This is a genomic window from Candidatus Gastranaerophilales bacterium, assembly GCA_028693235.1.
Classification (GTDB): Bacteria; Cyanobacteriota; Vampirovibrionia; order Gastranaerophilales; family Gastranaerophilaceae; genus JAQUVW01.
The window spans coordinates 52756-73265 of the sequence record JAQUVW010000004.1; the positions used below are offsets into that span (position 1 = coordinate 52756).

At 33.9% G+C, this 20510-nt stretch carries 18 protein-coding genes and 1 tRNA gene; 16 read left to right on the forward strand and 3 right to left on the reverse strand.

The window, feature by feature from the left end; all coding sequences use genetic code 11:
• Positions 1-40 precede the first annotated feature (40 nt).
• Genes PHV37_07635 through PHV37_07650 form a run of 4 tightly spaced genes read left to right on the forward strand, consistent with a single transcriptional unit; the run spans position 41 to position 7163 of the window.
• On the forward strand, positions 41-2017 hold the full coding sequence (locus tag PHV37_07635; protein ID MDD3237950.1) for an adenylate/guanylate cyclase domain-containing protein: 1977 nt from the start codon (positions 41-43) through the stop codon (positions 2015-2017).
• Complete coding sequence (gene recG, locus PHV37_07640; GenBank protein ID MDD3237951.1) at positions 2017-4434, forward strand: ATP-dependent DNA helicase RecG; 2418 nt, start codon at positions 2017-2019, stop codon at positions 4432-4434. Before PHV37_07635 ends, recG begins: the two co-directional genes overlap by 1 nt.
• A gap of 52 nt (positions 4435-4486) precedes the next feature.
• A complete protein-coding gene (locus PHV37_07645; protein MDD3237952.1) occupies positions 4487-5950 on the forward strand; it encodes a TolC family protein in 1464 nt (487 codons plus the stop codon).
• Between the two features lie 55 nt (positions 5951-6005).
• Positions 6006-7163 carry an SIS domain-containing protein gene (locus PHV37_07650; protein ID MDD3237953.1) on the forward strand — a complete coding sequence of 386 codons (1158 nt, stop codon included), beginning with the start codon at positions 6006-6008 and terminating at the stop codon, positions 7161-7163.
• Here PHV37_07650 and PHV37_07655 read toward each other — a convergent pair.
• Positions 7160-8320, reverse strand: a complete 1161-nt coding sequence (locus PHV37_07655; GenBank protein ID MDD3237954.1) for an MFS transporter — start codon at positions 8318-8320, stop codon at positions 7160-7162. The two genes, PHV37_07650 and PHV37_07655, sit on opposite strands and share 4 nt — an antisense overlap.
• Positions 8321-8333: 13 nt before the next feature.
• Positions 8334-9884: a bifunctional phosphoribosylaminoimidazolecarboxamide formyltransferase/IMP cyclohydrolase gene (gene purH, locus PHV37_07660; protein ID MDD3237955.1), complete on the reverse strand. Its 1551-nt coding sequence runs from the start codon at positions 9882-9884 to the stop codon at positions 8334-8336.
• Positions 9885-9981: 97 nt separating this feature from the next.
• Here purH and rlmD point away from each other — a divergent pair, with 97 nt between their 5' ends.
• The 11 genes from rlmD to PHV37_07715 all read left to right on the forward strand — a co-directional run bounded on the left by rlmD (position 9982) and on the right by PHV37_07715 (position 18327).
• Positions 9982-11343, forward strand: a complete 1362-nt coding sequence (gene rlmD / locus PHV37_07665) for a 23S rRNA (uracil(1939)-C(5))-methyltransferase RlmD (GenBank protein ID MDD3237956.1) — start codon at positions 9982-9984, stop codon at positions 11341-11343.
• 2 nt (positions 11344-11345) lie between these two features.
• Positions 11346-12128 (forward strand): inositol monophosphatase family protein, encoded by a 783-nt coding sequence (locus PHV37_07670; GenBank protein MDD3237957.1) that lies wholly within the window; start codon positions 11346-11348, stop codon positions 12126-12128.
• A gap of 12 nt (positions 12129-12140) precedes the next feature.
• Positions 12141-12722, forward strand: coding sequence for a TIGR00730 family Rossman fold protein (locus PHV37_07675; GenBank protein MDD3237958.1), 582 nt, complete (start codon positions 12141-12143; stop codon positions 12720-12722).
• Positions 12723-12787: 65 nt separating this feature from the next.
• The gene (locus tag PHV37_07680; protein MDD3237959.1) at positions 12788-13513 is read left to right on the forward strand and encodes a WecB/TagA/CpsF family glycosyltransferase; all 726 of its coding nucleotides are present in this window, start codon (positions 12788-12790) and stop codon (positions 13511-13513) included.
• A 29-nt stretch (positions 13514-13542) separates the two neighbouring features.
• A complete protein-coding gene (locus PHV37_07685; GenBank protein ID MDD3237960.1) occupies positions 13543-14379 on the forward strand; it encodes a transketolase in 837 nt (278 codons plus the stop codon).
• A 12-nt stretch (positions 14380-14391) separates the two neighbouring features.
• On the forward strand, positions 14392-15333 hold the full coding sequence (locus PHV37_07690) for a transketolase family protein (GenBank protein ID MDD3237961.1): 942 nt from the start codon (positions 14392-14394) through the stop codon (positions 15331-15333).
• A 1-nt stretch (position 15334) separates the two neighbouring features.
• Complete coding sequence (ftsE, locus tag PHV37_07695; GenBank protein ID MDD3237962.1) at positions 15335-16015, forward strand: cell division ATP-binding protein FtsE; 681 nt, start codon at positions 15335-15337, stop codon at positions 16013-16015.
• Positions 16002-16913, forward strand: coding sequence for a permease-like cell division protein FtsX (locus PHV37_07700; protein MDD3237963.1), 912 nt, complete (start codon positions 16002-16004; stop codon positions 16911-16913). The genes ftsE and PHV37_07700 overlap by 14 nt, the downstream gene beginning before the upstream one ends.
• Positions 16914-17711 (forward strand): HDOD domain-containing protein, encoded by a 798-nt coding sequence (locus PHV37_07705; GenBank protein ID MDD3237964.1) that lies wholly within the window; start codon positions 16914-16916, stop codon positions 17709-17711.
• Between the two features lie 58 nt (positions 17712-17769).
• Positions 17770-17858, forward strand: a tRNA-Ser gene (locus PHV37_07710).
• A gap of 283 nt (positions 17859-18141) precedes the next feature.
• Entirely contained in the window at positions 18142-18327 is a 186-nt protein-coding gene (locus PHV37_07715) for a zinc-ribbon domain-containing protein (GenBank protein ID MDD3237965.1), read from the forward strand.
• Between the two features lie 188 nt (positions 18328-18515).
• Here PHV37_07715 and PHV37_07720 read toward each other — a convergent pair whose 3' ends face one another.
• Positions 18516-18782, reverse strand: a complete 267-nt coding sequence (locus PHV37_07720) for a hypothetical protein (GenBank protein ID MDD3237966.1) — start codon at positions 18780-18782, stop codon at positions 18516-18518.
• Between the two features lie 138 nt (positions 18783-18920).
• Here PHV37_07720 and PHV37_07725 point away from each other — a divergent pair, with 138 nt between their 5' ends.
• The gene (locus PHV37_07725; GenBank protein MDD3237967.1) at positions 18921-20507 is read left to right on the forward strand and encodes a hypothetical protein; all 1587 of its coding nucleotides are present in this window, start codon (positions 18921-18923) and stop codon (positions 20505-20507) included.
• Positions 20508-20510: the final 3 nt, after the last annotated feature.

Consider the following 20510-nt stretch of genomic DNA (forward strand, 5'->3'; position numbering starts at 1 on the left):
ATAGTTGCCTAAAAAGTAAAATTACGAGTAAAATTATAATATGCAAAAATTTAAAAGTTCTATAATAATTGTAATAATCGCATTTTTATTTGTAGCTTCTATCGCATACATTGTAACAAGCCAGTTTGTCGATAGAAATACTAACGACTACGCAATAAAACAAATTACCTACAATCAAAAAAATTATGGCAGCAAAGATGTTGTTCTCGTTGTTATAGATGACAAGTCTTTAGAAACCGTGAGATGGCCTTGGGCTAGGTCGCTTTATACTGAAATTTTTGACTTTTTACAAAATCAAGCAGGTGCAAAAGCTATTCTGTTTGATGCAGTTATAACTTCACCTGACTCTTATAACCCTAATGCAGATAAAAATTTTTACCAGTCGATTAAATCTATGCCGACGCTTATTGCCGGATTTAACCTTTATGATACAGATAACAACAGCGGGGATATTTTACCTACTAAATATGATGCAGTTTTTAATCAAAAAACAGGTATAGATATTAAAGATGCCAGAAAAACTAAAATTCCTTCGACTTACACAGGAATTATTAAATTTCCGAAAGATTATATTGAAGCAATTCCTCAACTAGGCTCGGTTATGGTTCCGGTTGACAAAGATGGCGTCATAAGAAGATACATGCCTGTTGTCGAATACAAAAATAAATTGTATCCGTCACTGGCATTATCAGGTTTTGCAATGAAAACAGGGATTAAGGATTACATTTTGTATGATAATTTTTTATGCTCTGCTGATGATTGCAAAAGTTTGAGAATACCTATTTCACAAAAAAAGTCTAAAAATCCTGCTTATTCAAATTTATCAGGAATTTTTATGAACTACAACTGGTACAAGCCTCAAAGTGAATTTTACACTCATGATTCTTATTCAGCGATAGATATTATAAATTCCAACAGGTATATAAAAGCAGGGAAACCACCTGTTTTAAATCCTGAGATTTTCAAAGACAAAGTAGTTATAGTCGGTGGAAATGCAAACTCGCAAAGTCTTGCAGACCGCAGGAATACCCCCATACTAATCAAACATTCGGGAATTGATATTCAAGCGACGGCATTGAATGATATGTTAGACAACAAGTTTGCATTAGAAAGAAACCCTATAGCAACCTTCTTATTTACTTTATTCTTCGCTATTATGACCTTTTACATTATTAAAAAATATTCTATTATCATTTCTTTGGCACTAACTACATCAATGACGTGTTTATATGTTATTTTATACAATTTGTTAATGGCTAACAATGTTGAGATTTCACTGTTTACGCCAATTGTTATTGAGGTTGTTGTTATTGCTTTCGGCTACTCATACAAATTTATAATTGAGGGACAAAACAAAGAAAAAATCAAAAATGTTATGGGAAAATATATTTCAAAAGACATTATGCAAAATGTAATGGAAAATATTGACCAAGTAAAAGTAGGCGGAATAAAATCTGAAGTTACGATACTTTTTGCAGATATAAGAGGCTTTACAGCTATATCAGAAGCTTTGAGTGCTGAAGAAGTCACCGGTATTCTAAACGAATATTTCAGCGAAATAGAGCCTATAATAAGAAAATATGACGGTGTATTAAATAAGTTTATGGGTGATGCGATTATGGCTATTTTCGGAGAGCCTATAAAAAACAAGCAACACGCCATTAATGCTGTAAAATGTGCTCATGAAATACTTCGAAAAGTAAAAGTGCTACAAAAAAAATGGCTGCTTGAAGAAAAACCTAAAATTTCAATTGGCATAGGAATCAACACCGGTGAAGTGTTCGTCGGAAATGTAGGTTCAGAAGAAAGACTAGAATATACCGTAATCGGCGATACCGTAAATCTTGCAAGCAGAATAGAAGCTCATAACAGAATATACAAAACTCAATTTTTAATCAGTGAAAACACCTACAAGCATATTAATAATATTGCTGACGTTATAAAAATCAGCAACGTCACTATCCGTGGCAAATCAAGAAAAATTGATATTTACGAAGTCCTTAGAATTACAGAATAATGACGAAAACTTACCTCGAAAATGCAAATCTTGACCAAATTAAATTGGCTATTGCTGTTGAAGAAAAACATCAATATATTGATATTCGTGGAAAAGAAACTTCTTTTTCAGGTTTTATGATAAAAGAGCTCCGAAAAATCTATAAACTATCTAAAAAAAATACTCGCTGGCTCCCTATTATTGAAGCATTTGAGCATTACGCACAAGAGTCTATGCCTCAAAGAAAAAAAATATTAAGACGCTTCATCACAATTTTAAAGGGGGAATTAAATCCATCATTAATCTCTGAGGAAAAACAATCTTCGAATGAAAATGAAATAAAAAAAAGTATCTACGAACAAGACGTCACCTACGTAAAAGGAGTGGGCCCAAAGGTCGCATATTTGTTAAACAAACTCGGCATTTTTACCGTTTTTGATTTAATAAATTATTTTCCAAACAAGCATATTGACTACTCTAACAGGGTTTTTATCAAGGATTTGAAAGTAGGAGAAGATGTTACAATTTTCGGCAAAATCAAGGCATTGAAAGCATTTACAACAAAAAACAATTTGACGATTATAAACGTAAGAATATCTGATGAAACTGATATTATGGAGCTCAACTTCTTTTATCAAAAAGCAAACAGATTTATGCAAGAAAGATACAAGGCTCAATTTCCCAAAGATGCAAATATTATAATTTCCGGAAAAGTCAAAAAGGACAATTACACCGGTAAATTCACAATAGACAAGCCTCAATATCAACTTGTGAATAATGACTTTTACGAGGGCGAAAATCTAAATCTCGGTCGCTTGGTTCCGGTTTATTCAATGGTTGAAAATCTTAGTCCTAAAACGCTCAGACGTGCCATTTATAACGCTTTATTCGATTATAAAAATCAAATCGAAAATCTTATACCTGATAAGATTCAAGCTAAGCATAATCTTTTAGACAGAAAAGAAGCCATTGAACAAATCCATTTTCCTAAAAGCACTGAGCTTTTAGACCATACCAGATACACCCTTGTATTCGAAGAATTGTTTTTGCTTCAATTAAAACTTGCCCTTTTAAGAGAGGCTAATGTTAAAGATTTAAAAACAGTTCCCCTCAAAATAAAAGAAAATGGACTTGTAAAAAAGTTTGTGGATTCATTGCCTTTCACATTAACAGATGCTCAACAAAGAGCAGTAAATGAAATTTTGAAAGATATAAATTCTGAAACACCTATGCAACGGCTCTTACAAGGAGATGTCGGAAGCGGAAAGACAGTCGTAGCTTGCATAATGCTTCTTGCTGCTATTGAAAACGGTTATCAGGCTGCAATAATGGCTCCTACAGAAATCCTTGCCCAACAACATTTCAATAACTTTATTTCTTGGCTTACGCCGCTGGGAATAAGCACTGCACTTTTCACATCTTCAAATAACAAACGTACAAGGACTCAAATAGAAAGAAATTTGAGAAACGGACAAATAAATATCGCTGTAGGCACTCATTCATTGATACAAGAAAACATTGAGTTCAGCAACCTCGGAGCAATCGTAATCGATGAACAACACAGATTTGGGGTCAAACAAAGAAATGCATTAAGAGAAAAAGCCTCACAGCCGCAAATGCTTACAATGACAGCTACTCCCATCCCTAGAACTCTGGCATTGACTGTCCACGGGGATTTGGATTTGACAATTATTGACGAATTACCAAAAGGCAGAAAACCAATCAAAACCGTTCTAATCAACATGAACAAACGTCAACAAGCATACAACCTTATTAGGCAACAAATTGAACTCGGACATCAGGCTTACATTATTTTTCCGCTTATAGATGAGTCGGAGACGCTTTCAGCTAAAGCTGCAACAAAAGAAGCTGAAGAATTGAAAAACGGTGAATTTTCAGATTTGAAAATCGGGCTTCTCCACGGAAAAATGAAACCCGATGAAAAAGATGAAATAATGAAGGATTTCAAAGACAAAAAATATAATATTCTGGTAAGCACCACCGTTGTTGAAGTTGGGGTAGATGTACCCAACGCAACAGTTATGATGATTGAAGATGCCGACAGATTCGGGCTATCTCAACTCCATCAACTCAGAGGACGTGTCGGGCGGTCAAAGCTGCAATCTTATTGCATATTGACATCTGCTTCCACAACAAAAGAAACTCTCGCTCGTTTAAATATCTTAACTCAAACTAACGACGGTTTTGTAATCGCTGAAAAAGACCTTGAATTAAGAGGTCCCGGGGAATTTTTAGGCGTAAGACAAAGCGGGCTTCCAGAGCTCCATTTAACCGATTTAACAAAGGATATCAAAATACTTGAATTAACAAGGGCAGAAGCCTTTTCCTTCATAAAAGAAAATGATATCAAATCTTTTAAAGCATTAAACAACTATCTTGAAACAACCCTTGCAAGTGCCTCAGATATAGCCGGTTAGACTACCAAAGGGGATATAAGCGTTATTATAAATTTTCATTATGATTTGAATTATGAAAAAACTTGTCATAATACTGTTTATTATGTTCTCTTTCGCAAACCTTGCCTCCGCTGACGATGACTTGATTTGGAACTATAAAAGTGATGAATTTGTCGAAAATCTTACTCAAGGAAAATCTAACGTCATTCAAGACGAAAAACAAAAGGTTCTCGACTCTGAATTGAGCAAAAATCTCGGTATCGACTTGGTCTACACAAATCTGGCGGAATGCCTTACTGTCGCCGTTGATAACAACTATACACTAAAAACTAACAACAGCTCAAAAGAAGCTAATTATTGGGAAAATAAAAACTCAATTGCTCAATTTATCCCAGATTTAAGCTACGGTTATACAATGCAACAGATAAATGGTACAGTTTTAGTCGGAAATGTTTTGCCAACTGTTCTGAACGAAACAGCTATTCAATCACAGCTCAAAATCAACTGGGATACTGTTCAACAAGGTAAATTGTTCTTCCTTTATGCTAAAACTAAGCATACTTACAAAGCCAGTTACGCAGCATTTGAATATTCTCGTGACCAAGTAATTTTAAATACTACTTTAACGTATTATGACCTTCTTCAAAAAAAACTTACCTTTGAAGTTTTAAAAACAAACCTCATTGAAAGAGAAGAACAATTGAAACTAACTCAAGCCCGCTATGCTGTTGGACTTGGAGATAAGTTCGATATCTCAAGAGCTGAAGCTGAACTAGCCAAAGCAAAACAACAATATATAGCTAATTTCAACAGCTTAAGGCTATCACAAGCAAAGCTTGCCAATCTAATTGGTATAGAAGTAACAAATGCAATTTACCCCTCTGAAAACGGCATTAATACTCGTGAACTTTTGGAACCTTCTTACGACATAGAAACACTATATAAAACGGCTCTCGACACCCGTGATGATGTGCGTGAATACAAAGAAAAAATTAAAGCCTTAAAAGCTGAAAGAAGCTCAAACTACATGGATTTTGTTCCCCAATTAAATATTTTCTATACAACCGGACAATACGGCACAATCCGCCGTGGGATAGGCGATAACACAACAGTCGGTTTTTCAACAACGGTTCCTTTGGGCAAAAACCTAGGACTCGGAACCTTCACAAAAGTAAAAGCCTACAACGAAAAAATTGATGCCGAACAATATAAGTTAATAAATTTGACAAGAAGCGTCAAAGAAGATATCCTAAATTCATACTATGACTCAAAGACAGCTCTTGAAAGAATTGAAGCATCAAAAAAAGAAGTAAGATCTGCCGACTCTAGTTTACGTATTGCTATCATGAGAATGAAAGTTGGAGCCTCTACATTTTTAGATGTTATTCAAGCTCAAAGCCTTAAAGTCCAAGCCAGAGAAACTCTAATCAATACAATGATTGAATACAACAAAGCTCAAGCTCAGCTACTCTTCAATTCGGGAATTATTAGCATCGGTAACGTTTTAAATGGGTACAAAATTCCCACACCACCATAGTTCATAAATCTTTACAAAAGCTAAATAAAATATATTTTATGCCGATATAAAATGTATGAGAAATGATGATAACACAGGGATAATTGCATCTATTAATACAAATATCTTAGGATATGTACAATCATTCGTGGTAAGTATGAATAAAAATGAATCTGCTAAAAAAACAAATATGGAACTCGAAATTCAGGAACAGCCTGATATAGTAACGCATTTAATCGAAAACTATATCACTCCCGAAAACTATATTCTCATAAATTTGCCCTTAAAAATAAAAAAAGTCATTCTCATTGCCAGTGGTTCATCATACCATTGTGCTTACGCTACTGCTGAATTATTGAAAGATCTCGCTCATTGTGACGCTGAGTGCGTTTATTCGTGTGAATTTAACTATAATCCAAACCTAGATGTCAATCGAGATACTTTATTTATCTTCATTTCTCAATCAGGCGAAACCTCTGATACATTGGCTGCATTAAAAGAAGTTGCTAAAAAAACTGATAATATATTGTGCATTACAAACCACGAAGACTCCACTATTTGGCAACTTTCTAACTATAAAATTAATACTTTAGCTGGCATAGAAATGAGTATTGCTTCCACCAAAGCTCTTTGTGCTCAATTGATGTGTTGCTACCTATTAGTTTTAAAAATTATGTATTCTAAAAATATTGATATTACGCTAGAACTAAAACAAATTAACAATCTCCCCGCTCTTTTGAATGACGTAATCTCTAAAAAAGAGCAAATTAAAGAAATTGCAAAAAAAATATCTAAATTTCAAAATCTTATAATTTTAGGCTCAAGAGAATTTTATGCTTTGGCTAAAGAAAACGCTCTCAAAGTAACTGAAACCTCTTACATAAATTCTGTCGCTTACCCTCAAGGCGAATTTATGCACGGGCATTTGGCTGTCTTAAACCAAAAGGCTGCTTTGATTTCGTTTATCGATGAAGAAAATCAAGACTTGTATTTGAACAACCTCAGAAAAATAAAAGAAGAATACAATCCTTACATAGTTTCAGTTACAGGCAAAAATATCCGTCCTGATATTGATGAAATTGCAGATTTTGCATTTAAAAACAATGCCGAAAGTAAGATTTTCAATATTTTTGGAACTTTACTATTTGCACAACTTGTAGCTCTTGAAATTGCAAAAGCTTTGCACCGCAATATCGATAGACCGATAGGGCTCAAAAAAGTTGTTATAAATTAATATTCTTCAGGCAAATATTTTACAAAATACGCAAGAGCAAACGGGAACAATGATATACATAGAAGAACATTTAATATCCCGAATTTTTCAGCAAGAAGCGTTATCAATGGCAACAACAACCCTACGACGCCCCAACTAAACCCCCCGATAAACCCTGAAATCATGCTGTTATATTGTGGCATTGTTTTTTGTGCCATTACCATATTCAAAGGGACGGATAAAAAACTGACAAAACCTATTATAAATAGTGGAATTACTGCGAATACAGGCATTTTGAGCTCTGCAAAATAAAACAACAGCGACAATGGAAACACAAACATCATCGACAAATAAAATACTCTTTTTGCTCCGTAAAGCTTTTCTATATATGGACTTGCAACAATTCCAAGTCCGCCGAGCAACATAAATACAAACAAAATAAATCCAATTTTTGTTGCATTAAAACCTAAATTTTTCCAATAAAACGGTAATATCAAACAAAAAGAAGATACTATAAGTGATTTAAGTATTGATGTCATTATCAATATTCTTACTGTTCTGTTTTTAAACATATCAGAAAATGCACCAAAGAACGTAAATTCTGTTTTTTTAGTGCTTACAAGTGATAATTTAGGAATAAAAAAGAACATACTAAAAGCTAAAAGCACACCAAAAATTGCGGCAAAAGGCAATGAATGAAGCCCAAAATGGTCAGTAATCCCTGATGAAATCAAAGGTCCTATTGCGTATCCGATAGTTCCTGCGGCTATATATTTACTCATTTGAGTGGAATTGTTATCATCACCTGCAAAAAATGCTGCAAAACTCGTCGCTTGAGGATGAAAAAATGACACACCCATACTACCTAAAATTATGCACAAAGCTAATATCCAAGGGGTTGGAGCTATGCCTATTAAAGACAAAAATATTGACGCAAACAACATTCCCCAAAAAATAAAAAATCGTTTTTTCCACTTATCCGCAATAAAGCCAAACAAAGGTTGAGAAAGTGATGCGGTAAGATTTGAAGCACTCACCATTAACGAAGCTATTGCCATTGATATCCCGAGATTGGCTGCTATAAAAGGTAATATCGGATTCAAAAAACCTGAATAAGCATCTAAGACAAAATGCCCCGTACTTAACCAATTAACTGCTTTTTGATTTTTATTTCTCATTCTTACCTCAAATTTAGTGTCTGAAATGTCTTATGCCCGTTGTTATCATAACTATATTGTACTTATCAGCACAGGCTATAACATCTTTATCTTTGATACTTCCTCCCGGCTGAATAATACCAGCTATTCGTCCTTGTGCAGCAGCTTGAATGTTATCTATAGCGGGGAAAAATCCGTCAGAAGCAAGTACTGCACCTTTTGAACCGTCACAAGCTCTATCGAGTGCTATTTCCACTGCGTCAACCCTACTTGTTTGCCCTTGACAAATACCAAGAGCTTTGAAATCTTTTGCAACAACAATCGCATTTGATTTACAGTGTTTTGCAACTTTCCAAGCAAAAATCATATCTTCAATCATTTCAGATGTCGGTTTTGCTTTAGAAACTACGTTAAATGTATCTTTTTGCAAATCAGCTTTATCCGCTTCTTGGACAAGTGTTCCAAATGGAGTAACTCTTATTTCTTTTGATAAATATTTTTTATATTCTTCAAGCGGAGTATTTAGTTTAACTACTCTCAAATTTTTCTTTGTTTTTAAAATTCCAAGAGCTTTCGGAGTGTAATCAGGTGCAATCAAAACCTCTAAAAACACATCTACCAATTGTTTTGCAAGTTTTTCATTAACCACTTGAGTAAATGAAATAATCCCGCCGAAGGCACTTATCGGGTCACAATCGAAGGCTTTATTATAAGCTTCAATAATATCGGCTCCAAGAGCAACTCCGCAAGGTGTATTATGCTTAACAATAGCAACACAGCAGACATCATAGAATTCACTCGCAATCGCAGTTGCTGCTGTCATATCCATTATATTATTATAAGAAAGTTCTTTTCCGTTTAAAACATCATAATCCAAGACTTTTTCTGTAGAATACAAGGCTGCCGATTGATGAGGATTTTCGCCATATCTCAAATCTTTTTGTTTTTTTGCTGAATAAGAATAATAATCAGGACTTGCAACATCCATATCACCAAACCTTAGTGATAACGTATTCAAAATCAAAGAATCCAATGAGGAGGTTTCGTTAAAAACTTCTAACGCCAATTGTTGTCTAAGTTCAAGAGATGTTTCACCGTCATTTTCTTCTAAATTATCAAGAACTTTGGCATATTGTTCCGGAGAAGAAACAGCTGTTACTCTTGCACAATTTTTAGCCGCAGCCCTTAGCATTGTAGGTCCGCCGATATCAATATTTTTTATCAACTCTGGAGTTGAAATTCCTTTTGAGGCAGCTTCTGCAAATGGATAGAAGTTGCCAACAACCATTTCAACAGGTTTTATACCTGCGTTTTCGATTTGTTCCACTTCAAGATTATTATCCGTATCAACCAAAATCCCAGCGTGGATATTCGGGTGCAAGGTTTTAACTTTACCATTAAGCATTTCTGAAAAACCGGTAATTTCGCTAACTTCTATCGCATTTATCCCGTGTTCTGTTAAGGTTTTATAAGTTGCACCTGTTGAAATAATTTCAAAATCATATTTTTCAGTCAAGATTTTTGCAAATTCTACAATTCCTTCTTTATTGAAGACACTGATTAAAGCACGTTTTTGGTTTTTCATATCCGCTCCATTTTTTGTTATACATAAGTAAAGCTTAGCACAAATATGTTTTAAATAACTCACTATTCAGGCATATTTGATGTAAGATATTGGTATTATGAATATTGATGATGAAATAATTGTAAATGTAGAAAAATTGCTTTATGAAGGTCAAGGACTCGCTCGAGTCGACAACTTCCCGATTTTTATCGAAGATGTCTGCCCTCAAGACAAGGTAAAAATAAAAATTGTAAAGCTCAAAAAAAATTACGCACAAGGTCAACTCGTTGAAATAATTGAGCCATCACCTCAAAGAGTAAAACCTTTTTGTGCACTTCACAATGTATGTGGCGGCTGTCAGTGGCAGTTTGTAAGCTATGACGAACAAATAAAACAAAAAAAGAACATTGTTGATGAAACATTAAAAAAATTCACGGGCTCTGATATTGAGGTCAAAGATGTCATAAAAAGCCCTGTAACAACTGAATACAGGCACAAAATCCAATATCCTATCAGTCAAACAAAAGTTTCTAAAAGACTGCTTTCGGGATATTACAAAAAACACACCCATGAGCTCATCAATATTAAACATTGCCCTATTCAACCTGTTGCTATAGATGAACTTATCTGCGAAATAAAGGAAAAAGCTCAGGAATTCAATATTTCCGCTTACAACGAACGAAAACATTCAGGACTTTTACGTCACGTTGTGTTTAAAAATTCTTGCTCAAACGGCAAAAATCTTATCATATTTGTCATTAATGATGAGGAAATCTCTGAAAATATAGACAAATTAGCAACTTATATTTATAAAAATTGCAAAAATATTGCTGGAATTTTAGTCAACTTCAACACGAAAAAAAATAATGTCATTTTAGGTAAAGAATCAAAACTTCTTATAGGAGAAGCTTTCTATGAAGAAAATTTGGGTGACAAGACCTTCCAAATAAGTGCAAACAGCTTCTTTCAAGTAAATCCGAAAAGTGCTGAAAAAATTCTCGAAACAACAAAAATTATGATTCAAGAAAACACTACTGAGCCCACAATTTTAGACGCATATGCAGGTGTTTCAAGCTTCGGGATATATTTGAGCGATATAGCTCAAACTGTCGTCTGCGTTGAAGAAGTCGAGGGTGCCTCTGAAGATGCCCGAACAAATAAATTTAAAAATAACGCTACAAATGTTGAAATCGTAAACGGAGATGCCTCAGCTGAATTCAAAAAAATGCTCGATAACAACAAACAATTTGATGTCGTCATCTTAGACCCGCCAAGAAAAGGCTGCAGCGAGGAAGCTTTGGATTTCGCTTCAAAATTAAGCAAAAAATTAATTATATATGTAAGTTGCAACCCTGCAACTTTGGCTAGGGATTTGAAATATTTACACGAAAACGGTTTTAAAACAAAATACGTCCAGCCTGTAGATATGTTCCCTCACACATACCACATAGAGTCTGTAGCCCTTATCATAAAGGAATAAGAATGAATACTTTGCCCAAAATAGAACTTCAAACCATCATAAATCTTGTTAAATCAACAAAACATCTTATCCTAGGTCAAGATGTTGAATCAAATTATGACGAAAAAGGGCTCGCTGATTACGTCACAAAAGTAGACATCAGTGTTCAGGCTTATTTGCAAAAAGAACTCAAAATTTTATACCCTGAAATTCAATTCATGGGGGAAGAAAAAGATAACAACGAACTCGATTTATCTAAGCCAACATGGATTTTAGACCCGATTGACGGTACAACTAATCTTATTCATAAATATCAAATGAGTGCCGTTTCATTAGGACTCATGATTAACAAAAAACCCTATCTCGGCGTTGTTTACAACCCTTTTACCAATGAAATTTTTTATGCCGAAAAAAACAAAGGTGCATTCCTTAATAATACAAAAATTCAATCCAGCAAAGTAAATTCCCTCTCTGATTGCCTAGTTTCTATCGGAACATCTCCTTATGAAAAATACAGGGCTGATGAGAATTTTGAACTCTTTAAAAAAATATTTTTAACAGCACAAGATATTCGCCGCTCAGGCTCTGCCGCTCTTGATTTATGCTACGTAGCAGCAGGCAGGTTGGGAGCATATCTGGAAAGAGGTTTGAAACCTTGGGACTACGCTGCAGGAGTCTTGATAATTGAAGAAGCCGGAGGAAAAGTGACGGATTTTTCAGGTAAACAAATAAATTTTGGAGAATATTCTGACATACTTTCCTCAAACCAATTTGTACACGATAATATGATTGAACTCATCAAATAAAGGAGTCGAAAATTGCCAAACAACAAAATTAAAAATATATGCGTTTATTGCTCCTCCAGCAACTATTTAGATGAAAAATTCTACAAACTTGCTGAAGCTCTCGGAATAAAAATGGCTCAAAGTGGTTTCGACTTGGTTTATGGAGGCACAAACGTAGGGACGATGGGCTCTCTTGCTAACGCTGTTCTAGCAAATGGAGGCAAGGTTCTTGGCGTTATCCCGAAAATTATCGAAGAAAAAGGATTGAGCCACCCTGACCTTGCAAACATCATCATAACCAACGATATGCGTGAAAGAAAAGCAACTATGGAAAAAAATGCCGATGCTTTCATTACGTTACCCGGAGGCTTCGGAACTTTTGAAGAAGTCTCAGAAATGATTGTCGCAAAACAGCTCGGATATCACAAAAAACCTATCATTTTCCTTAATCTTGATGGCTTTTACAATCCTTTATTCGATATGTTTGAAAATGTTTACAAATATAAATTTGCAAAAAAAGAAATGAAAAGCCTCTACTTCCTTGCAAATACTATTGAAGATGCCTTAACGTATCTCAAAAACTACACTGAACAAGAATTCGTTTTGAAATGGTAAAAGATTGTTGCCAATTTAAAAGTTTTCTTTGATTATTAGACATTATTTAGGTAAAATTAACTATTATGGAACGCAAACAAAAAGATATTTTAGGTTTTAATGTCGATTTATTCTCTTTTGATGAATCAATCGAATATATTATGGAACGTATAGACTGCGGAGAATCCACTCACGTCGTAACCATAAACCCTGAGATGATTGAACTGGCTTGTAAAAATTACGACTTCAATGAAGCTCTCAAAGGTGCTGATATGGTTATACCTGATGGCGTTGGCATCAAAATAGCTCTTAAAATGAAAGGGGTTCAACAAGAACAAATCCCCGGCATTGAATTTTCAAAATCTGTTATTGAAAAATGTGAGCAAAATGAATATCCGATTGCCTTAATCGGTGCTCAAGATAATGTTATCAAAAAAACTGTTGAAAATTTAAAAAAAGAGTTCCCAAACCTCAATATCTGCTACTCTCACAATGGATTTTTCGACGAACAAGAAGAAAAACAAATGCTTCTTGATATTAAATACTCACAAGCTAAACTTGTGCTCGTTGCATTAGGAGCTCCAAAACAAGAACTCTTTATAAATAAAGTTAAACAAATTCTTCCCCGTGCCGCTTATGTCGGAGTCGGCGGAAGCTTTGACGTATGGGCAGGCACGGTTCAAAGAGCACCCATCATTTTTAGAAAATTAGGCTGTGAATGGCTTTTTAGACTTTTGAAACAACCTTCAAGGTTTAAAAGAATATTCCCGACATTGCCTTTATTCCTAATTAAAGTTATGCTAAGCAAATAATGGTCACATAAAAAAAGAATAGGCGGGTTATGTTGAAAAAACTTTCATCTGACGAAATTAAAGAAATTCAAGAAATCTGTAAAAAAGAAAGACGTGAAATCTTGTCAATGATTTTCAATGCAAAATCAGGACACCCCGGTGGCAGTCTTTCCGCTATAGATATTTTAACGGTACTTTACACAAAAGTTATGAAACACTTTCCTGAATGTGAAAAAAATCCTAACTACAATTCAAGAGACCGTTTTATCCTTTCTAAAGGGCACGCATCAGCTGCTTTATACGCTGTTTTAGCTCACTGCGGATATATTCAAGAAAACGAATTAATGGGATTTAGAAAAATGGGCTCAATTCTACAAGGTCACCCATCTTGCAAACTCGTTAAAGGGGTAGAGGTTTCTACAGGCTCTTTAGGTCAAGGACTTTCTATGGCTTGCGGAATGGCTCTTGGACTAAGATTAGACAATATAAATAACAAAATTTTTGTCCTGATGGGCGACGGCGAGCTTCAAGAAGGTAGCGTCTGGGAGGCTGCAATGCAAGCTTCTGCAAGAAATTTGAAAAATATAATTGCCATCGTTGATAGAAACAAGCTCCAAATTGACGGCTCCACTGAAGATGTTATGGCAATTGGTTCTGCTGCTGATAAATTCAAAGCCTTCGGTTGGAACACAATGGAAATCAACGGACACAATATCGAAGAAATATATGAAGCTTTAGAAACAGCAAAATTAAACGATAAACCGACAGCTATTATTGCAAATACAATCAAAGGCAAAGGTGTATCATTTATGGAAAATAATCCTGCATGGCACGGAAAAGTTCCGAGTAACGAACAATTTGAAACAGCTTTGGCTGAATTAACGTAGGAAGGATTTAAAATGACAGAAATGAAAACATATCAATCAGCAAGAGCTGAATATGGAAAAACATTAGTTGACCTTGGAAGAGCTGATAAAAATGTCGTTGTAATAGATGCGGATTTATCTTCTTCTACTCAAACAAAATTATTTAAGGCTGAATTTCCTGAAAGACATTTTAACGTAGGAATAGCCGAACAAGACGCAATGACAACTGCTGCAGGGCTCTCTACTGTCGGCAAAATTCCTTTCGTTTCTACCTTTGCCGTTTTCGCATCAGGTAGAGCTTGGGAGCAAATCAGAAATGCGATTTGTTATCCCAAATTTAATGTAAAAATAGTTGCAACTCACGGCGGAATAACAGTCGGCGAAGATGGTGCAAGCCATCAAGCTCTCGAGGATATCGCCCTAATGCGTACAATCCCAAACATGACTGTAATTGTTCCTGCTGATGCTATTCAAACCCGCAAAGCTGTTGAATTTGCCGTTCAATACAAAGGTCCTGTTTACATAAGAGTCTCAAGAGCTAATTTGCCTGATGTATTCGATACTTCTTACACTTTCGATGTAATGAAAGCTATTAAAATGACAGAAGGCTCTGACGTTTCAATTGTTACAAACGGTGAAACTTTGGCAGAATCGCTTGAATGTGCTAAAATTTTAAAATCAAAAGGAATTAATGCGGAAGTAATCAATGCTCCAGTAGTTAAACCTTTAGATATTGAAACAATTATCAAGTCGGCTCAAAAAACGCATAAAGTTGTAACTGTCGAAAACCATTCTATCATAGGCGGTTTAGGCGGTGCGGTGTGTGAAGGGTTAAGTGAAAATTATCCTACTAAAATCCTTAGAATAGGTACCATGGACGAATTCGGACAAAGCGGTACTTCCGAAGAATTAATGGATTTTTACGGACTTACAGCAAATAAATTGGCAGAAAAAATTATAGGATTTGTAAAATAAAATGATTCAATTACGTGGCGTAACAAAAAGATATAAAGACAATTATGCCTTGAAAAATGTAAATTTGGACATAATGTCTGGGGAATTCGTTTTCTTGACTGGTTCAAGCGGTGCCGGCAAGTCAACAATGATGAAACTTCTTTATAGAGAAGAAATCCCTACCTCCGGTACTGTTATGGTCGGGGGCATCAATGTTGCTAATCTTGCAAATGACAGAGTCCCAAATCTACGAAGATGCATGGGGATAGTTTTCCAAGATTATAAACTTTTACCAAACATAAGCGTTTACGACAACATTGCCTACGTAATAAGAACTCTCGGTATGAGCACTAGAGAAATTGAAGCAAGGGTTACAGGTGCTTTAAAAGTCGTCGGATTAATCGACAAAATGAAAGCTAAACCAACTGAATTATCAGGTGGAGAACAACAACGTGTAAGTATTGCCCGTGCAATTGTCAATGGTCCACCTTTACTAATAGCAGATGAACCCACCGGCAACCTCGACCCGAAAAACTCAATGGAAATTATGCAAATTCTTGAACAAATAAACCAAAAAGGTATAACTATTTTGGTTGCAACTCACGATCACGCTATGGTAGATTACTTTAGAAAAAGGGTAATCACTATGGACAAAGGACAAATCATAAAAGATATTCAAGCAGGTACTTATGAGCAACGATAGTAAAGCTAAAATCAAAAAAAAGGTAAAATCTCACATCCCAAAAGATTGGCTTGGTGAGCTTAGAATAATTTATAGAATAGCTATGGAAACCGTAAATGGTATCCAACGTACAGGTTGGATTAATGTCGCTATTATTACAACAATGGCTGCCATTTTAACTATTTTCGGAGCTCTATTCAGAACAACTTTGTCACTGTCTACAATCGTTCATCAACTCGGAAGTGCTTTAGAAATATCAGTTTACGTTAAACAAAATTCCAACACCGACCAAGTTATTGCAAGAATTAAAGAAATTCCGCATGTTGAAAAAGTTAAGCTTATCACTAAAGATAAAGCCTGGAGCGATATGCGAAAAGAGCTTGATGTAGCTGATATTGAAAATCCGCTCCCTGATACGCTCCATGTAAAAGTCGACAAAACCGAAAACATACAAAATGTCTATGGCTCGATGAAAAATATATCCGGAATAGAAGACTATAACTACGCACAAGATATCGCAAAAAAGATGGAAGTCTTTAATAATGCTGTCAATGTTATGACCCTATTTGTCGTCGTAATCGTTGCCGTGCTGACAATTGCTATCATAAACAACACTATTCAGCTCGTAATTCAATCCCGTAAAAAAGAAATTGAAATAATGAGGCTAATGGGCGTAAGCAATTGGTATATTAAAATTCCATTAATTTTGCAAGGTGCTATATACGGCTTTTTTGGTGCACTAATTGCATTAATTCCTTTGAATTTTGTTCAAACTTGGCTTTTGAAAGTCCATGCTTTCTTTATGATTCCTTCACCAGTTCTTGCCGTTAACACCGTTATTATGACCTTATTCATTATCGCTGTCGGCTTCGGTGCGGGAGGCAGTTTATTACCAATTAAGAAATATTTGCAGGTGTAGATGAATTTAGAAGAATTTATAATTGAACCATATCAAATCCCTTCAATGCCTCAAGTTATTGTAAAAGCATTGAACATAATAAAAGACGAGGACTCCGGAGTTAAAGAACTTGCGGACATAATCTCTTATGACCAAGCTCTTACAACTCAAATTTTAAAACTCGTAAATTCGGCTTACTACGGTTTTTCTCAACAAATAGTATCAATATCAAAGGCTATTTCATTGTTAGGTATGAGCCAAGCTAAAAATATAATCATCACAGTTGCGATGAAGTCAGTTCTTACCTCTAATGGCGGCAAAGAATTATGGCAACATTCATTGAGATGCGGTATAGCTTGTGAATATTTAGCTAAAGAATTTAAGTTGATGAGTCCCGATGAAGCATTTATTCTAGGCTTTTTACACGATATCGGTAAAATTCTCTTGAACAAAAAAAGCCCTAAATTGTATGCAAAAGCCGTTGAAATCGCAGACAGAGGTCTTAATGTTGTCGAGGCTGAGGAAATTTTCTTCAAAACTAATCATGCTGAAGTCGGTTTCTATCTGGCGTCAAAATGGAAACTATCAATTATTATAGCTAACGCAATTAAATACCACCATGACCCGTTAAAATCTTCAATGAGCAATGTGGCTTCTTTGGTCTACTTCGCCGACACAATGATTCAACCTAATTTTAAAAAACCATATTTTGACCAACAAATTGAAAGACGAACAAACATCTATATTGATGACCCCATGGAATGCAAACAAATTATTGAAGAAAAAGCAAATTTATTAATGTCCGAATTAATAAAATAATGCTTGTCTAACTCAAAACCTTTGTGTTAGAATAATAACACTTGATAATTGAATAAATGGAGAAGTGGCCGAGTGGCTGAAGGCGGCACCCTGCTAAGGTGTTATATGGATTACTCTGTATCCAGGGTTCGAATCCCTGCTTCTCCGATTTTAAAAAGAGGCACCGGCCTCTTTTTATTCTTATAATGATTTTTAATAACATTATAAATTTATTTTTTCAGACTGTTAAAAATATTTTATTTGTGTTATTATAATTGAAAACTTATCTTTAATGTATTTTATTGCTCTTATACATTTTAGTAATTTAAGAGCATTTACAAGGATATTTATGGATACATTCAATAAAATTACAAATAACACGATTAAAGCAATATCAGTTTGCTTTAAATATTATACTAAGCAATTTATTTAACAAAGAAAGAAGGAAAAAATGACTTACGAAACTCGTGAATTAACATGTGCTGACTGTGGAGAAACTTTTGAATTTACAGCTGAAGAACAAGAATTTTATTCAAGCAAAGGATTCTCTGAACCAAAAAGATGCCCTAAATGCAGAGCTGCAAGAAAAAATGCAAGAAACTCAAACTCAAGACATCAATATGGCAGAAGCTACTAATTAATAAGGAAGGATTATTGATGGCTAAAAATAATTTAAAAAAAGAAAAAGCTCAAAGAAACAAAATTAACGCTGATAAATATAAAAAAAGAACCACATCAAAATTCAGAAGTAAATAAATTGTTTTTATAATGCATAAAACAAGGCAAACTTATATAAGTTGCCTTGTTTTTAGTTTATACAGTTATTTAAAACAATTTTTTAATAAAAGATTTTATTGTTGAAACCAATGACTTTTTTGCGGCTGGAGCACTTTTGGTAACTTTACTCAATACTACTTCATCAAATTGGTCTAATTGTTTCATTACTTTATTTGAGGCTTCTAGATATTTTCTTACATTTGGATCTGAAATTTGCTTTGCAGCAGCTTCCAGCTTTTTTTGTTGCAATTTGGATTGCTCTATGCTTGCTTTAAACGCATTTTGCAACGAATCAGAACCTTGTATTTTTGTCATTATTCTTCCCTTTATTATTTCCTTATATATATAAAGTTTTTATTTCATGCAAAATTGCTACTTGACTCTATAAGAATATAAGTTGTAAAATTATTCAGCAATTAGATATTAGATAGTTGGGCTAAAGTTTTATATAAAATGAAAAATAAACAAAGCATTAGAAATATAGCGATTACTCTCGTTTGCTTTATTTCTGTATTTATCTTACATATAATTAGTGGTAAGCATATTATTTTTGATGATTTTTATAACTATCATTTATGTAATGCATGGGAATTTTTAAATCATAGGATTGCTTATGATATTCTGCCTGTCGGAATTCAAAGTTATTTTAATCCAATTTTAGATATCATAAATTTTTTATTATGGAAAACTTTTAATAATTATCCACGGATAATATTGTTCATTTATGCAATTCCTACAACTCTATTATTGTTTTTAAGTTTCAAAATTTCAGAAAATGTTTTATCAGACAAAATGCCGTTTAAAATTTTTGTTTGCAGTTTAATTTGTTTTGTTTTTTTACAAGATAATACTTTATTAATACTTACAGGTTCTTTTACGAATGACATCATCACGGCTGTGATTACAATGTCTGCTTACCTCGTATGTTTGAAAAGTATAAAAAAAAATGGCTGCATTACACCAAAATCCTTAAATATAATAATGTTTATTTCAGGTCTTGCTATTGGGCTTAAACTTACTGCATTAGTTCTGGTTATCGGGCTTTTTGTTGCCTCATATTTTTTTGTTAAAAATAAAAAAAATATTTTATTTTCATTACCATATTTCTTACTCGGATATCTACCAATTGCGGGGGTGTGGAATTTATATATTTTTCTAAAATTTGGAAATCCTGTTTTCCCTTATTTTAATAATATTTTCCACTCATCATTAGCTAACTCTGTTTCATTTTTTTATGAAGATTTTTACTTTTTAAGACCTCAAAAAATTCTTGATTTAATATACTTTAAGCCATTATTTGAAAAAAACTTCACAAATATATTTATCTTTTTAGGCGGATTTTGCGGAATATTATCTACTTTTATCAATGTGATAAGAAATAAAATCGGAGATTACTTTGAAAGAAACACCCTATTTTTTATTGCTACGAGTAGCCTTGTTTCCTATTTTTCAGGTATTTTAATTTTTGGAGATAAAAGATATTTTATTCCTCTCAAATTTATGTTTTGTATTTTGTTTATTTATTTTATCTATGTAATTTTTCGTCATTTCCGTATTGAAAATAAACTTTATCAAGCTGTCATTGCTATAGCCATAATAATTTCTTCTTTTTTTAAAATGTATTATGGTTTCCCAATAGAAACTAAAGAAAAGTTTTTTACAGTTTATAAAAACGCCGTTATCCCCAAGAATTCCACAGTGATTTTGACCTACAATACCGGTTACATTATGCTTTTTCAAGATAAAACCTTACAATATATACATCTGGGTAATATAAGGTTTAAGGAAGATTCTTTTCAAGAGTTTTATAATCTTGATTTATACTCCACTGACGGCAAAGAATACATAAAAAAGCTTATAGATAAAAACAAAAATAATATCTATATTTCGATTTCTATAATGAAAAACCCCGATGTAATAAAAAGTATTTTAAGAAAACAAGGTATAATGGTTAAATCTTTTACGCCTATTGGTATAGTAGATGCTTCACCCGAATGTATTTCGCAGTTTGATGCCATCATATATAAAGTGGTTTTTTAACAT

What these genes read in the sequence shown, in the direction of transcription:
- PHV37_07635 (MDD3237950.1), top strand. Translation starts at nt 41, where the DNA reads ATGCAAAAATTTAAAAGTTCTATAATAATTGTAATAATCGCATTTTTA.
- recG (MDD3237951.1), top strand. Translation starts at nt 2,017, where the DNA reads ATGACGAAAACTTACCTCGAAAATGCAAATCTTGACCAAATTAAATTG.
- PHV37_07645 (MDD3237952.1), top strand. Translation starts at nt 4,487, where the DNA reads ATGAAAAAACTTGTCATAATACTGTTTATTATGTTCTCTTTCGCAAAC.
- PHV37_07650 (MDD3237953.1), top strand. Translation starts at nt 6,006, where the DNA reads ATGAGAAATGATGATAACACAGGGATAATTGCATCTATTAATACAAAT.
- PHV37_07655 (MDD3237954.1), bottom strand. Translation starts at nt 8,320, where the DNA reads ATGAGAAATAAAAATCAAAAAGCAGTTAATTGGTTAAGTACGGGGCAT.
- purH (MDD3237955.1), bottom strand. Translation starts at nt 9,884, where the DNA reads ATGAAAAACCAAAAACGTGCTTTAATCAGTGTCTTCAATAAAGAAGGA.
- rlmD (MDD3237956.1), top strand. Translation starts at nt 9,982, where the DNA reads ATGAATATTGATGATGAAATAATTGTAAATGTAGAAAAATTGCTTTAT.
- PHV37_07670 (MDD3237957.1), top strand. Translation starts at nt 11,346, where the DNA reads ATGAATACTTTGCCCAAAATAGAACTTCAAACCATCATAAATCTTGTT.
- PHV37_07680 (MDD3237959.1), top strand. Translation starts at nt 12,788, where the DNA reads ATGGAACGCAAACAAAAAGATATTTTAGGTTTTAATGTCGATTTATTC.
- PHV37_07685 (MDD3237960.1), top strand. Translation starts at nt 13,543, where the DNA reads ATGTTGAAAAAACTTTCATCTGACGAAATTAAAGAAATTCAAGAAATC.
- PHV37_07690 (MDD3237961.1), top strand. Translation starts at nt 14,392, where the DNA reads ATGACAGAAATGAAAACATATCAATCAGCAAGAGCTGAATATGGAAAA.
- ftsE (MDD3237962.1), top strand. Translation starts at nt 15,335, where the DNA reads ATGATTCAATTACGTGGCGTAACAAAAAGATATAAAGACAATTATGCC.
- PHV37_07700 (MDD3237963.1), top strand. Translation starts at nt 16,002, where the DNA reads ATGAGCAACGATAGTAAAGCTAAAATCAAAAAAAAGGTAAAATCTCAC.
- PHV37_07705 (MDD3237964.1), top strand. Translation starts at nt 16,914, where the DNA reads ATGAATTTAGAAGAATTTATAATTGAACCATATCAAATCCCTTCAATG.
- PHV37_07715 (MDD3237965.1), top strand. Translation starts at nt 18,142, where the DNA reads ATGACTTACGAAACTCGTGAATTAACATGTGCTGACTGTGGAGAAACT.
- PHV37_07720 (MDD3237966.1), bottom strand. Translation starts at nt 18,782, where the DNA reads ATGACAAAAATACAAGGTTCTGATTCGTTGCAAAATGCGTTTAAAGCA.
- PHV37_07725 (MDD3237967.1), top strand. Translation starts at nt 18,921, where the DNA reads ATGAAAAATAAACAAAGCATTAGAAATATAGCGATTACTCTCGTTTGC.